We start from the raw sequence: 13439 nt of genomic DNA on the forward strand, positions 1-13439 counted from the left end.
CCCAACCCTCTCCCCGAGGGGGAGAGGGCTCAGAAGAGATTTAGATGACCACCTCCTCCACCCAATTCGTCAACATCGGCGAGCGCACCAACGTCACCGGCTCGGCGGCGTTCAAGAAGATGATCCTCGCCGGCGACTATAACCGCGCGATCGAGGTCGCGCGCCAGCAGGTGGAGAATGGCGCGCAGGTGGTCGACGTCAACATGGACGAGGGGCTGCTCGACGCGCACCACGCCATGACCACCTTCCTCAAGCTGATCGCCGCCGAGCCCGACATCGCGCGCGTGCCGATCATGATCGACTCCTCGAAGTGGGACGTGATCGAGGCTGGCCTGAAGTGCGTCTCGGGCAAGCCGATCGTCAATTCGATCAGCATGAAGGAAGGCGAGGAGGCATTCCTCGCCCATGCGCGCAAGTGCATGAACTATGGCGCCGCGGTCGTGGTGATGGCGTTCGACGAGGTCGGACAGGCCGACACCAAGGAGCGCAAAGTCGAGATCTGCGAGCGCGCCTACAAGCTACTCACCGGCATCGGCTTCCCGCCCGAGGACATCATCTTCGACCCCAATGTCTTCGCGGTCGCGACCGGGATCGAGGAACACAACAATTACGGTGTCGACTTCATCGAGGCGTGCCGCGAGATCAAGGCGCGCTGCCCGCACGTCCATATCTCGGGCGGCCTGTCGAACCTGTCGTTCAGCTTCCGCGGCAACGAGCCGGTGCGCCGCGCGATGCACTCGGTGTTCCTCTATTACGCGATCCCCGCCGGCATGGACATGGGGATCGTCAACGCCGGGCAGCTCGATGTCTATGACGCGATCGACCCCGAGCTGCGCCAGGCGTGCGAGGACGTCATCCTCAACCGCGCCCCCGAAGCCGGCGACCGGCTGGTCGCGCTCGCCGAGAAGTTCCGCGGCACCGATGCGGCGGCCGAGAAGCAAGCCGCCGAGTGGCGCTCGCTGGAGGTCACCAAGCGGCTCGAATATGCGCTGGTGAAGGGCATCGACGCGCATGTCGTCGAGGATACCGAGGAATGCCGTCAGATGTATGCGCGCCCGATCGAGGTGATCGAGGGGCCGCTGATGGACGGGATGAACGTCGTCGGCGACCTGTTCGGCTCGGGCAAGATGTTCCTGCCGCAGGTGGTGAAGTCGGCACGCGTCATGAAGAAGGCGGTCGCGCACCTGATGCCGTTCATCGAGGCCGCCAAGGAGCCGGGCGCAAAGGGCAAAGGCAAGGTCGTGATGGCGACCGTCAAGGGCGACGTCCACGACATCGGCAAGAACATCGTCGGCGTCGTGCTCCAGTGCAACGGCTTCGAGGTGATCGACCTCGGCGTGATGGTGCCGTGGTCGAAGATCCTCGATGCCGCGAACGAGAATGACGCCGACATGATCGGCCTGTCCGGCCTCATCACCCCGTCGCTCGACGAAATGGTGACGGTCGCCGAGGAGATGCAGCGCGCGCAGATGCAGATGCCGCTGCTGATCGGCGGCGCGACCACCTCGAAAGTTCATACCGCGCTGCGCATCGCCCCGGCTTATACCGGCCCGGTCGTCCATGTGCTCGACGCCAGCCGCGCGGTCGGCGTCGCGACCACGCTCGTCTCCGACACGATCCGTGACGATTATGTCGCCGGGGTCGCCGCAGATTATCAGGCGGTGCGCGACGCGCGCGAGGGCAAGGGGCAGAACAAGCTGCTGCCGCTGGAGGAAGCCCGCAAGCGCGGCTTCGCGGCGGATATGGCGCTCAAGGCCCCCGCCCCCGCGCAGCCGGGCGTGCACGTGTTCGATGACTGGGATCTGGCGCACCTGCGCGAGTTCATCGACTGGACGCCGTTCTTCCGCGCCTGGGAGCTGGCGGGCAATTACCCCGCGATCCTCACCGACGAGGTCGTTGGCGAAAGCGCATCGTCGCTGTTCGCCGACGCGCAGGCGATGCTCGACCGCATCGTCGCGGAAAAGTGGCTGACCGCACGCGGCGTCGCCGGGCTGTGGCCCTGCCACCGCCACGACGACGACGTCTGGGTCCACGATCGCCACAGCAATGACCATCGCTCGCCCGATGGCGGCAGCGTGCCCGAGGGCTTCAACGTCCCCGACCTCGACCGCCGCAACGAACATTCGACGCGGCTGCCGTTCCTCCGCCAGCAGATCGCCAAGCGCGAGGGCCGCGCCAACATGTGCCTCGCCGACTTCATCGACCCGGCGGGCGACTGGATGGGCGGCTTTGCGGTCGGCATCCACGGCATCGACGCGCACCTGGCGCGCTACAAGGCCGACAACGACGATTACAACGACATCCTGTTGAAAGCGCTGGCGGATCGTCTTGCCGAGGCGTTCGCCGAGGCGCTGCACCAGCATGTCCGTCAGACGCTATGGGGCTATGCGCCCGACGAGCAACTCACCAACGACGCGCTGATCCGCGAGCAATATCGCGGCATCCGGCCCGCGCCGGGCTACCCCGCCTGCCCCGAACATTCGCTCAAGGTGCGGCTGTTCGAGATGCTGGAGGCGGAGAAGAACGCCGGGCTGGAGCTGACCGAGAGCTTCGCGATGCTCCCGACCGCGGCGGTCAGCGGCTTCTATTTCGGTCACGCGCAGGCGGAATATTTCGGCGTCGCCCGGATCGGCGAGGACCAGCTGGTGGATTACGCGCAACGCCTCGGCGTCGACCTGGACCGCGCCACCCGCCTGCTCCGCCCCAACCTCGACTGACCCGGCGGAGGACAACACCGTCGCCCCTGCGCAGGCAGGGGCCCATGTCTGTTGAATGGTTCGCGGCGACTGACACATGGGCCGCGGCGAATGTGTCAGATGATGCGCAAGACGATACAGAAATAGGCCCCTGCCTGCGCAGGGGCGACGGTAAAGAAGACCGCCTACGCCAGCGCCGCCGCCACGATCGCGCGCGTCCCCGTGTGCGTCCGATCATATTCGACGATCGAATCGAGGCTCTGCGCCATCGCCCGGATCAACCGCGTACCGACGCCGGTCCCCTTCGGCGGCGCGTCGCCCAGCCCGATCCCGTCATCCTCCACGGTCAGCCGGAATCGTTCGTCGCCGTCGCGCGACAGCCGCACGCGCACCTCGCCCGGCCCCCCCGGATAGGCGTATTTGCACGCATTGCTCACCAGCTCGGTGACGATCACCCCCAGCGACACCGCGCGATCGGTCGGCAGGCGCAGCGGCTCGGCATGGAGCACCAATGCACGCGGGCAATCGTCGGTCGACCAGGTCTCGGTCAGTTCGTCGATCAGCTGGGTGAGATAATCGAGCATGTCGACGCTCTCGACATCGTCGCCGGTGTAGAGGCGCCGGTGGACCTGCGCGATCGCGCTGATCCGGCGCTGCGTATCCTCCAGCGCGGCGCGCGCCGCCTCGTCGGTCAGCGCGCTCGACTGCATCCGCACCATCGCCGACACCAGTTGCAGCGAATTGGCGACGCGGTGGTTCACCTCCGCGAGCAACGCCTCCAGCCGCGCGTTGCTCGCGCGCAGGTCGTCCTCGGCGCGCGCCTTGGCGCGGGCCAGTTGCGCGCGCTCGATCACCTGCCGGAAGGTCGCGTCGAGCAGGTCGAAGAAATCGTCGCCCGGCGTCTTGACGATATAGTCCGCCGCCCCGCCGCGCAGCGCCGCCAGCGCGACCTGCGTCTCCTCTGACCCGCTGACATAGACCATCGGCGGTGCGTCGGGCAGCGTCGACAGCCGCGCCATCGTCTCCAGCCCGTCGATTCCCGGCATATAATGGTCGACCGCGACCACATCGAACGGCTCGGCCGCGGCCAGCGCCACCCCCGCCTCGCCGCCGTCGGCGACCGTCACCTTGTACCCGCGCCGCTCCAGCGCGCGCGTCACCAGCCGGCGGATGCCCGCATCATCGTCGATATAGAGGATGCGCGGCGCGTCGATCATCCGTGCGTATCGTCCAGATCGGGCACCTGGATCACCGACAGGAACAGCCCCAATTGCCGGATCGCCTGCGCGAAACTCTCATAATTCACCGGCTTGGTGATATAGACGTTGGCGCCCAGATCGTAGCAACGCTGGATCTCGCGGCTGTCGTCGGTGGTGGTCAGCACCACGACCGGCGTGCGCTTGACCGGCCCGTCGCTGGTCTTGATCTTCGCCAGAATGTCGGTCCCGCTCATATCGGGCAGGTTGAGGTCGAGCAGCACCAGCGCCGGGCCGTTCAGCTGCGGCCCGGTGGTGTCGTTGAAGATATAGTCGAGCGCGCTGGTGCCGTCGGTGAAGTGGCGGATCGGGTTCATGATCCCGGCGCGACGGATGTTCTTCTCGATCAGCCGCGCATGACCTTCGTCATCCTCGATCATCACGATATTGACGGATTGCGGCGCGTTCATGAGTTGAGTTCCTGTTTGGCGATGACGAGCGGCAGCGACACGGTGAACGCCGCCCCCTGCCCGAGTTCGGAGGCGACGTCGATGCTGCCGCCCAGTCGGAAGACCAGCGCGCGGACGGTGGCGAGCCCGATCCCCTCGCCGGGCCGGTCCTGCGCGCCCGAGCGGCGGAACAGGTCGAACACCCGTTGATGGTCGCGCGGATCGATCCCGCGGCCATTGTCGCGGATCGTATAGAAGACGCGGTCGCGCCCGCGCCGCCCGCTGACGGTCACGCGGCCGGGCACGCCGGGGCGCAGATATTTGACCGCATTCTCGATCAGGTTCGAGAAGATTTGATCGAGCGCCAGCCGATCGCTGACCACCACCGGCAGCGAGCCGTCGATCGTCAGTTCGGAATCGGTTTCGGACAGGCGGTGTGACAGCGTGTCGCCGATCTGGCGGATCAATGCGGCGACATCGATCTTCTCGGGCGCCAGTGCGCGCCGCCCCTGCCGCGACAGTTGCAGGATCGCGTTGATCAGCCGGTCCATCTTCTGCGTCGAGGTACGGATGAAACCGATCGCCTCGGGCAGGTCTTCGGTCGCCGCCAGCCGCGCCTCCTCGCTCGCCACCGCCGGCGCTTCGGCATCGACGCGCTCGACCAAAGCGCGCAGCGACGCCGCGGCGCTCTCCAGCTCGGCGGTAAAGCCCATCACATTGACCAGAGGCGAGCGCAGATCATGACTGACGATGTAGGCGAAGCGCTGGATCTCCTCATTAGCACGCGTCAGGTCCTCGGTACGCGCCGCGACCATGTCCTCCAGCCCCGCATTCAGCGCACGCAGGGCCTCGTCCGACCGCGCCAGATCGCGGGTATAGGACAGGATCGTCAGCGTGGAGATCACCGCCACCACCGCCAGCACCACGCCGCCCAACGCGATCAGCGTGTAGAAGGCGCGCTGGCTGGCGCGCAGCTCGGCGTCGCGATGCATCATCAGCCGACGCTCGACCTGCGCCATGCGATCCAGCACGTTGCGGATCGTCACGATGTCGCGCACCTCGTCATCGTCGGCATAAGCGATGATCGCGCCGCGTTGATCGCCCTGCCCCAGCAGCGCCAGCGTCCGGTCCTGCCGCGCCAGCAGGCTGCCGAGCTGCAATCGCAGCCCGTGCAGATAGCGGCGCTGGGCCGGATTGTCGCGGGTGAGCGCCTCGATCGCTCCCAGCGCGATCGGCACTTGCTGGCGCGCGCGCCGGAAATTCGCGCGGGTCACGCCTCGGCTCGGGATCAGCATCAGCCCGCGCCGCGCCGCCTCGCTTTCCTCGACCAGTCGGCGGACGTCCAGCACCGCACGTTGCACCTGATAGGTATGCTCGACCATCGCCGTGTGCAGCTCGTTACGCTGCATCACCCGCACCGCGGCATAACCCACCAGCAGCAATGCGATGAAGCCGAGCGCCATCAACGCCGTCAGGCGCCGCGCAAGCGTGCGATTGGTCGGAGCGGCGGTAGGCGGATCGGCCATTACGCTTGCGTTATCGCTTGGCGACGCCCGACGCCAGCCGAAGATGCAGCGCTACTGACCTAGGTTCGTCAAAGCAGCAGTTCCTGTGCGGTCATTCTGCCGACATGCCCGCCACCGCGCCGCCGCGCCATCTCGGTCTCGGCGGTGAAGCGGACGTCGGGATCACGGTCGGTCAGGAACTTGACCAGGCTCTCCTCCTCGATCTCGCGCCACTCCTTGCCACGATCGGGGCCATAGCGGACGCGCGGCAGCAGACCCGGCTCGCTCGACCATTGGATGAGCTGCGCCACCGACGCCTCGTTCAACTGATCGCGCAGATGGTGCGCGGTGACATAGGCGTCGGGAAAGGCGCGGTGCGCGGGCAAGCCCCGTTCGTGATCCAGCCCGACCGGCTTGCGCCAGTAGCGCAGCACCTGATTCGAATAGCTCGGTGAATCGGGCCACAACCGCAGCGCGCATTTCCACGTGCAGATCCAGTCCGCGCCATGCGTCAGCGCGGGCGTGCAGAATTGCTCCTCGAACGCCGCGCGGTGCGCCGCCAGTGCGATCCGCCGCGGATAGGGATCGAGCACCTGTCGCGCGACATCGTGCCACCACGGCGCCTCGGCGACATCCTCGTCGCGGATATGGTGGACCGCCTGCGTGATCGCGGGCATCGGGCGGCCCGGATTGACGAGGATATTGCCGCCCTCGCCATACAGCTCCCAGCGTCCGTCCGCCCCCAGCGCCACATCCTGCCAACCCACCTCGCACACGGCATGCGCGGGCGGAGCGGCGCCGGTGGTTTCGAGATCGATGACGCGGATGATCTGCGATTGCGTGCGGCGGGGATACATCATGCGAAGCGGATGTGGGGCCTTTCGCGTCGAAATGCCACCTTTGCCGCCGTCCACGAAAAAGCCCCGGACCATCCGGTCCGGGGCCTCCCGTCACAGCCGCGCCGCCATCCGGCGACGCGCGCCGCACCAGCTCAATAGGTGCCGGAGAAGCTGCTGTTCAGATTGGTGTCCTTCTGGTCGGTCGCACCGGCCGTCGTGCCCGCCGCGCTCGTGCCGGTCGCGGTCGAACCGCTCTGGGTCGCCGACGTCGTGCCCTGCGTCCGGTCGCGGTTGCTGCCGCGATCGCCATAGCCGAACATCGCCTGATTCTCTTCCTCGTTGCGCCAATGCTGCTTGGCTTCGTCGGCGGTCTTGGACAGCGTCACCTTCTTGTCCTCGACCGACTTGATCCAGCGCGACGGAATCGAGTGATGCTGCCCACCGGCATCGACATCGTTCTTGGTCAGCAGGATGCGGTCACCGCGCACCTTGTCGACGGTGCCGACATGGCTGCCGTCCGAACCGACGACCTCGAAATGCTCCTGCACCTTGTCGAGCGACGCGCGCTGCGTCTGGCGCTCCGAGCGGAAGGTCGAAAATTCGTTTTCGAACCGCGAGCGGTTTTCCTGACGATATTCGTCGTAATCGCGGTCGAGCGCGGCGATCTGGCCCGACCGCCAATTGTGATAATCGCCGTCGCGATCGTACCGGCCCTGCTGCTGATAATAGCGCTCGTCATAGCGGCTGTCGGCCTCCCGACGGCGCTCGGCATCCTCGTCGCCGAACCAGCTACGCACTTCGTCGCCGGCGCGCGCCAAGAACCCGCGGTCCTCATAATCGTAGCCCTGCGGCTGGCGACCGTAATTGGCACCGCGGTCGCGGTGACGGCTCTGGGCGCCGCCGCGATAATTGTCGTCGTCGTCATGGCGATGCGACCCGACGTCGTTGAAACGCCGCCCGTCCGATCCGTAGCTGCCATGATATTCGCCGCTCTGGCCATAGCCCGACGACTGGCCGTAACGCTGCTGCTGGCCGTAGCCGCCGCCCGACCGCTCGCTGTAGCGATCGCGATAGTCGCTGCGCTGGCCGCTCGAATAGCCACGATCCTCGCGATCGCGATCATAGCTGCCGAAGCCGCCCTGCTGACGGCCATAGCTCTCGCGCTGACCGTAGCGGCCATGCCCGTAATCGTCGCGGCCGTAACTCTCGCGGCCATAGCTTTGCTGCGAGTAATCGTCGCGCTGGCCATAGCTGCCGCGCCCGCCGCGGAAGCCGCGATCGTCGTCGCGGTCGCGATCGAACGAACCCGCCGCCTGATAGTCGCGGGCGCTCGAATAGCTGCCGGAGCGACCGGAGCCATAATCGCGACCATAATCCTGCGTCTCGCTGCGGCCGTAATAATCGCCCTTGGGGTCGGTCCCGCGCGGATAGCGTTCGTAGCCCATCATGATTCTCCTGCGTCAGACACGGGTCGCGCACCGCGTTGCGGCGTCGCGCCAGCCCCGGGAGAAAGCTGATCTGCGGCAAATCGTTCCTGTCGTTACACCCGCACAACATTGTTTTCGTCGCGCGATCGCACCGCCTGATCGCCAGGCTTTTTTCGGGATTTTGGTGGCAAGGATGGTTGCGTCGCCCGCGGATCGCGTTTAAGGGCGTCGCTCCCGGCCATGGCCGGGCATCGGCGGGCGGGGCTGTAGCTCAGATGGGAGAGCGCTGCAATCGCACTGCAGAGGTCAGGGGTTCGATTCCCCTCAGCTCCACCACCCGCCGCCGATGATGATCGACCCCTCCGTCACACCGCCTGAGGCAAAGCCCGCTGCCACGCTGGTCGTGATGCGTGACCGTGCCGATGGCCCACCCGACATTCTGATGGTCGAACGCGCCGGCGTGATGGCGTTCGCGCCGGGTGCGATGGTCTTCCCCGGCGGACGGGTCGACCCGGGCGACCATGATCTCGCACGCACGCTCGCGCTGCCCGATCTCGACGAAGGTGCCGCGCGGATCGCGGCGATCCGGGAGACGATCGAGGAGGCCGGGCTGCCGGTCGGCTTCGCGCGACCGGTCGACGCCGCGGCGATCACGACGATCCGCACCATGCTCGGCGACGGAAGCTCCTTCGGTGAGGCACTGCGCGCAACCGATGCGACGCTGAACCTCGACGCACTGGTCCCGTTCGCGCGGTGGCGCCCGCATTTGAGTCCCATTCGCCGCTATGACACGCGTTTTTACCTCGCCAACCTGCCACCCGGTGCGCCCGCGCCGCGCGTCGACGGCACCGAGAACGTCCGCCTCTGCTGGTCGACCGCGCAAGCGGTGCTTGATGACGCCGATGCCGGGCGGCTGGCGCTGATCTTCCCGACCCGCCGCAACCTCGAGCGGCTTGCCCTGTTTTCCTCCCATGCCGCAGCGGTGGCGCACGCGCGCAGCTATCCGGTCCGCGTCGTCGTGCCATGGTCCGAAGTCCGCGACGGGGAGGAATATCTCTGCATTCCCGACGATTTAGGCTATCCCGTTACCGCCGAGCGCAGCGCGCTGGTGCGGCGCGGCTAGCGCGCGCGATCCGCCGCCTTGCCGGCTGGACCGTGGCGCTCGCCATCGTCGCCACGCTCGCACTGGTCGCCTGGGGTACCCTGCGCGGCCGACCACAGGATGTGCCGTGGACTCCGCTCGATCTCGGGCAACCGGTTGGTCTGTTCACCGGGCGAAAGCTGACCGGACTGACCGCCGACCCCGCCTTGTGCCGCGGCTTGCTGACGCAGGCCGGGGTGCGGTTCACCGCCTTGCCCGCGCGCCGTGACGGCCAGTGCGGCTATGACGATGCGGTGCGGCTGACGACTGGCGGGGCGCGCAGCTCGGCTCTAGCCCCCTCCAATCTCGGCATTTCCTGCCCGGTCGCCGCAGCGCTGGCGATGTGGGAGTGGAACGTGCTCATCCCCGCCGCGCGTCGCCATTTCGACGCCCGCGTGACCCGCATCGACCATTACGGCAGCTATTCGTGCCGCCGCCTTTACGGCCGCGACGCCGGCGCGTGGAGCGAGCATTCGACCGCCGATGCGATCGACATCGCCGGCTTTGCCCTCTCCGACGGTACGCGGATCAGCGTCGCGCGCGACTGGAAGAGCGACGGCGCGAAGGCGGCGTTCCTGCGCGAGGTGCGTGACGGCGCGTGCGGGCTGTTCGCCACCGTTCTCTCACCCGATTACAACGCCGCGCACCGCGACCACTTCCACCTTGATCAGGCGGCGCGGGGCGCCCGCGGCTGGCGGGCGTGCCGTTGATTTGCGCGTTTCCCGATTCTCAGTGCGGCAATGCGGCCGTGTCGACCTTCTCCACCCAATGCGGGAAGAACGACGGCTGACGCGACGACCAACCCGAAGCGGTCGCCGCCGCCTCGCTGATCGACTGGAGCAACCGCCGCCGCAATTCGGGATGCAGATGCGGCATCGCCGCCGCCGAGCAGAACGCGGAGGGCAGCCAAGGCCGCACCTTCGCACCGACCAACCGCTCGAACAGGAACCGAAAGGCCGAGAAGGTCGTGATCCGTCCCTGCCCCAGATCGAACGCCGCCAGCGTGATGAGCGGCGCGAGCACCTGTTCGGCGGCATCGAGCCCGCTGTCGTCCGGCACCAGCGCGCGGATCGCGGGAAGGCGGCGATAATGCTGCGCTTGTGCCCGGATGCTCGCCGCCTCGACCACATCACGCGACCAGCGGGCCAGCGCGTCGTCGCGATCGAGCCCGACATCGAGACTGCGGCGGATGTACCGTTGCGTCGCCGCCGGAAATGTCGCGAATTCCTTCATTTCGGCCAGCGTCATCGCCCCTTCGGCCGCCTTCATTCTACCCATCGTCACACCCCGCCGCGCATGAACCAATGCCCGGAAGAATGCGCCAGAGTGGTTAACATCTGGCTTAACGGCGCCGTCTTCCGACTGTCATAAGTCAGCATGACTCATGCCGCACCGCAACATGGATGCGACGAACGGAGTTGAGCCTTCGACTGTGTCGCGCGGGCGTGGCGCGCCGGGGCAAAAGGCAACGCCCCGGACCAGGTCCGGGGCGGCAAAAATGGTCGGAGAATACAATCAGGCGTCGCGCTGCCGCTCGGCCTCCTCCGCGGCATCGTAGCCCGACGACGGCGCGGGCTCGCTGCGCCCCGGCTGGGTGATGGATACCGGATCGGAGGCGTCCATCGTCTCGTCCAGCCCTTCGTCGAGCCGCGCGTCCTCACTGTGCGGGTGTTTGGCCAGTCGCTTGTCGATCGACCGGTCCTGCCCGGCATCCTGGCGCGGATCCTTCGACCCACCGGCGTTGCCGGCTTCGGGCGCTACCGACAGGCTGTCGAGCGCGCGGTCGTCGATCGGGCTCGCTTCGGTCATCATACCCTCCTCATCGGACATCTTGGTTTATGTTCCAACGCCGATGCTGCCGCCGCGTTCCTGATCCAGCCGCGTCACGCGCACCCGCTGCTCCCACAGGCTGGCGGTGCCGAAGATCGTCATGAACGCGATGTCGGTCGCGTCGCGCCCCACGCCGACCCGCGCGATCTCGTCGGATCGCGCCATGCCGGTGGCGTCGAGCAGATGCCATGCGCCGTCCAGCCATAGCTCGGCGACAGCATGGAAGTCGGGCGGATCGACGCCGAGCGCATAGGCCGAGACGCAGCGCGCCGGGATCTCCGCCGCCCGCGCCAGCGCGACCAGCAGATGCGCATAGTCGCGACACACGCCGCGCCGTTCGGCGAAGGTATGCAGCGCACCACCGCCCGGCGCGACCGGCGCATAGTCGAGATTGTCGCGCACCCAGTCGGCCAGCGCGACCGCCAGCGCCCCGCCGCTCAGCCCGGCGAAGGTGCGGCGGACGAAATGGTCGAAGCGATCGGCCTCGCAATAGCGACTCGGCAGCAGATAAGGGATCGTCGCCGCCGGCAATCGCGCCGCCGGGGTAGCGGGCAGAGTCTCGAGCCGGACCACCGGTCGATCGATCGAGACGATCGCCTTGTAGCGCGCCACCAGCCGATGCTCGGCCCGCGCCCAACAGCGTTGGCCGATGCCGTCCTCGCCCGCGACCGCGCGGATCGGGTGATCCGATTCGATCACCAGCGACTGCGCCTCCAGCAGCTGGTCGGACAGCGCTGCGACCTCGATCTGCAGCAACACGTCGGCGGGGGAGGGAAAACCGTAATCCAGCACCGCCTCGATCGACAGGCGCATCCTCGCCCCTTTCCACCCAAGAGAAAGGGCCCGGCGGTCACCCGCCGAGCCCCAGACGTTCCGTTACGCAATCCCGCGGATCAGTCGCGGTTCCCGCCGAACAGGCGCAGGATGAACAGGAACATGTTGATGAAGTCGAGGTACAGGCTCAACGCCGACATCACGACCGCCTTGCCGACCATCTCCGGGCCATAGCCCGCGACCTGAAAGTACAGGCTCTTGGTACGCTGCGTGTCATAAGCGGTCAGCCCGGCGAACAGCAGCACGCCGACCAGCGAGATCAGCAGGCCGAGCGGCCCCGAGTTGACGAACAGGTTGATCAGGCTCGCGACGATCAGGCCGACGAGGCCGATGATCAGGAACGTGCCGAACGCCGACAGATCACGCTTGGTCGTGTAGCCGTACAGGCTCAGCGCCGCGAAGCCCGCCGCGGTCGCCGCGAACGCCTGCGCGATCGCGAGCGGCGAATAGACGAAGAAGATCGACGACAGCGACAAGCCCATCGCGACCGCAAAGCCCCAGAACATCGCCTTAAGCGTCGAGGTCGAGAACTTGCCCTGTCCGAAGCTCATCGCGAACACGAACGCCAGCGGCGCCAGCGCCACGACCCAGCGCAGCGGCGTGCCGAACACCGCCTGTGCATAGCCCGACAGCGCAAAGCCGAGCGCGACGATGCCGGTCAACAGCACGCCGGAGGCCATGTAGTTGTAGACGGACAGCATGTACGACCGCAGGCCGGCGTCGCGCGCCTCCGTGCGGGTGCCCGAAGCGGCCCCGCCAAACGGGGCAGCGGAGGGCCGGGGATCGGACCAATTGGCCATTGTCTCTTTGCTCCTTCATCCGAACGAATGGGTCGGATACGGGGAATATCGCGCGTCGGGTCCGGCTTTTCAAGCGAGGCACGGGCGTGCATCCGATCCAGCAAAGGTTCGTTACAGCCCCATGCACCGCCTCTTCGTCGCGCTGCGCCCGCCCCCGGCGATCCGCACCCTGTTGCTGGACGCGATGGAGGGCCTGCCCGGCGCGCGCTGGCAGGAAGACGAACAATTGCACGTCACGCTGCGCTTCATCGGCGAGGTCGACCGGCGACAGGCCGAGGACATCGCCACCGCGCTGTCGCGGCTCGCAGCACCGGCCCCGACGGTGCGGCTCGACGGCGCGGGCAGCTTCGACAAGCGCGGCCGCATCGATACGCTCTGGGCACGCGTCGTCCCGGCCGAACCACTCGCCGCAATCCACCGCAAGGTCGACCAGGCGCTCGCCCGCGCCGGCGTCGCGCCCGACCAGCGCCGCTATCTCCCGCATGTCACCCTCGCCCGCTTCTCGCGCACGGCGGGTGACCCCGCGCTGATCGACCGCTGGATCGCCGCCCACGCCGCGCTCGCCTCGCCGGACTTCACGATGCCGCACCTAATGCTGTTCGAGAGCATCCTCGCCCACGACGGTGCGCATTACGAACCCGTCGCAAGGTGGCCGCTTGATGAAGGTTCGTCGCCCCGGACTTGATCCGGGGCCCGCTTCTTCTTCTACGACGGCATCTGGA

At 67.3% G+C, this 13439-nt stretch carries 13 protein-coding genes and 1 tRNA gene; 5 read left to right on the top strand and 9 right to left on the bottom strand.

The features are described from left to right. Positions 1-44: 44 nt before the first annotated feature. Entirely contained in the window at positions 45-2717 is a 2673-nt protein-coding gene (metH, locus tag PGN16_RS09100) for a methionine synthase (RefSeq protein ID WP_335309093.1), read from the top strand. Positions 2718-2881: 164 nt separating this feature from the next. Here metH and PGN16_RS09105 read toward each other — a convergent pair whose 3' ends face one another. The 5 genes from PGN16_RS09105 to PGN16_RS09125 all read right to left on the bottom strand — a co-directional run bounded on the left by PGN16_RS09105 (position 2882) and on the right by PGN16_RS09125 (position 8130). After that, positions 2882-3913: a sensor histidine kinase gene (locus tag PGN16_RS09105; protein ID WP_335309094.1), complete on the bottom strand. Its 1032-nt coding sequence runs from the start codon at positions 3911-3913 to the stop codon at positions 2882-2884. Further along, positions 3910-4362 (bottom strand): response regulator, encoded by a 453-nt coding sequence (locus tag PGN16_RS09110; RefSeq protein ID WP_335309095.1) that lies wholly within the window; start codon positions 4360-4362, stop codon positions 3910-3912. Before PGN16_RS09110 ends, PGN16_RS09105 begins: the two co-directional genes overlap by 4 nt. Beyond that, the gene (locus PGN16_RS09115; protein ID WP_335309096.1) at positions 4359-5867 is read right to left on the bottom strand and encodes a sensor histidine kinase; all 1509 of its coding nucleotides are present in this window, start codon (positions 5865-5867) and stop codon (positions 4359-4361) included. The genes PGN16_RS09110 and PGN16_RS09115 overlap by 4 nt, the downstream gene beginning before the upstream one ends. Before the next feature lie 68 nt (positions 5868-5935). Next, positions 5936-6706, bottom strand: a complete 771-nt coding sequence (locus PGN16_RS09120; RefSeq protein ID WP_335309097.1) for a 3'-5' exonuclease — start codon at positions 6704-6706, stop codon at positions 5936-5938. A 131-nt stretch (positions 6707-6837) separates the two neighbouring features. Beyond that, positions 6838-8130 carry a DUF2171 domain-containing protein gene (locus tag PGN16_RS09125; protein ID WP_335309098.1) on the bottom strand — a complete coding sequence of 431 codons (1293 nt, stop codon included), beginning with the start codon at positions 8128-8130 and terminating at the stop codon, positions 6838-6840. 242 nt (positions 8131-8372) lie between these two features. On the opposite strand from PGN16_RS09125, the gene PGN16_RS09130 reads away from it, so the two are divergent. From PGN16_RS09130 to PGN16_RS09140, 3 genes are all read left to right on the top strand, one after another. Beyond that, positions 8373-8448 (top strand) — tRNA-Ala (locus tag PGN16_RS09130). Positions 8449-8461: 13 nt separating this feature from the next. Then, positions 8462-9235, top strand: coding sequence for an NUDIX hydrolase (locus PGN16_RS09135; RefSeq protein WP_335309099.1), 774 nt, complete (start codon positions 8462-8464; stop codon positions 9233-9235). A 32-nt stretch (positions 9236-9267) separates the two neighbouring features. Further along, positions 9268-9963 (top strand): extensin-like domain-containing protein, encoded by a 696-nt coding sequence (locus tag PGN16_RS09140; protein ID WP_335309100.1) that lies wholly within the window; start codon positions 9268-9270, stop codon positions 9961-9963. 19 nt (positions 9964-9982) lie between these two features. On the opposite strand, the gene PGN16_RS09145 is transcribed toward PGN16_RS09140, so the two are convergent. The 4 genes from PGN16_RS09145 to PGN16_RS09160 form a co-directional block, all read right to left on the bottom strand. Continuing rightward, complete coding sequence (locus PGN16_RS09145) at positions 9983-10522, bottom strand: hypothetical protein (RefSeq protein ID WP_443019610.1); 540 nt, start codon at positions 10520-10522, stop codon at positions 9983-9985. 246 nt (positions 10523-10768) lie between these two features. Further along, on the bottom strand, positions 10769-11062 hold the full coding sequence (locus tag PGN16_RS09150) for a hypothetical protein (protein ID WP_335309102.1): 294 nt from the start codon (positions 11060-11062) through the stop codon (positions 10769-10771). 27 nt (positions 11063-11089) lie between these two features. Beyond that, positions 11090-11896 carry a transglutaminase-like domain-containing protein gene (locus tag PGN16_RS09155; RefSeq protein WP_335309103.1) on the bottom strand — a complete coding sequence of 269 codons (807 nt, stop codon included), beginning with the start codon at positions 11894-11896 and terminating at the stop codon, positions 11090-11092. 80 nt (positions 11897-11976) lie between these two features. Beyond that, positions 11977-12717, bottom strand: a complete 741-nt coding sequence (locus tag PGN16_RS09160; protein WP_335309104.1) for a Bax inhibitor-1/YccA family protein — start codon at positions 12715-12717, stop codon at positions 11977-11979. 121 nt (positions 12718-12838) lie between these two features. Here PGN16_RS09160 and thpR point away from each other — a divergent pair, with 121 nt between their 5' ends. Then, a complete protein-coding gene (gene thpR / locus PGN16_RS09165; protein WP_335309105.1) occupies positions 12839-13402 on the top strand; it encodes an RNA 2',3'-cyclic phosphodiesterase in 564 nt (187 codons plus the stop codon). The last annotated feature ends 37 nt before the right edge of the window (positions 13403-13439 follow it).

This window comes from Sphingomonas phyllosphaerae (assembly GCF_036946485.1).
GTDB lineage: Bacteria > Pseudomonadota > Alphaproteobacteria > Sphingomonadales > Sphingomonadaceae > Sphingomonas > Sphingomonas phyllosphaerae_E.

Coding starts and splice junctions, on each gene's coding strand:
- PGN16_RS09160 (WP_335309104.1), bottom strand. CDS start 12,717: ATGGCCAATTGGTCCGATCCCCGGCCCTCCGCTGCCCCGTTTGGCGGG.
- PGN16_RS09145 (WP_443019610.1), bottom strand. CDS start 10,522: ATGAAGGCGGCCGAAGGGGCGATGACGCTGGCCGAAATGAAGGAATTC.
- PGN16_RS09125 (WP_335309098.1), bottom strand. CDS start 8,130: ATGGGCTACGAACGCTATCCGCGCGGGACCGACCCCAAGGGCGATTAT.
- PGN16_RS09135 (WP_335309099.1), top strand. CDS start 8,462: ATGATCGACCCCTCCGTCACACCGCCTGAGGCAAAGCCCGCTGCCACG.
- PGN16_RS09110 (WP_335309095.1), bottom strand. CDS start 4,362: ATGAACGCGCCGCAATCCGTCAATATCGTGATGATCGAGGATGACGAA.
- metH (WP_335309093.1), top strand. CDS start 45: ATGACCACCTCCTCCACCCAATTCGTCAACATCGGCGAGCGCACCAAC.
- PGN16_RS09115 (WP_335309096.1), bottom strand. CDS start 5,867: ATGGCCGATCCGCCTACCGCCGCTCCGACCAATCGCACGCTTGCGCGG.
- PGN16_RS09155 (WP_335309103.1), bottom strand. CDS start 11,896: ATGCGCCTGTCGATCGAGGCGGTGCTGGATTACGGTTTTCCCTCCCCC.
- PGN16_RS09105 (WP_335309094.1), bottom strand. CDS start 3,913: ATGATCGACGCGCCGCGCATCCTCTATATCGACGATGATGCGGGCATC.
- thpR (WP_335309105.1), top strand. CDS start 12,839: ATGCACCGCCTCTTCGTCGCGCTGCGCCCGCCCCCGGCGATCCGCACC.
- PGN16_RS09120 (WP_335309097.1), bottom strand. CDS start 6,706: ATGATGTATCCCCGCCGCACGCAATCGCAGATCATCCGCGTCATCGAT.
- PGN16_RS09150 (WP_335309102.1), bottom strand. CDS start 11,062: ATGACCGAAGCGAGCCCGATCGACGACCGCGCGCTCGACAGCCTGTCG.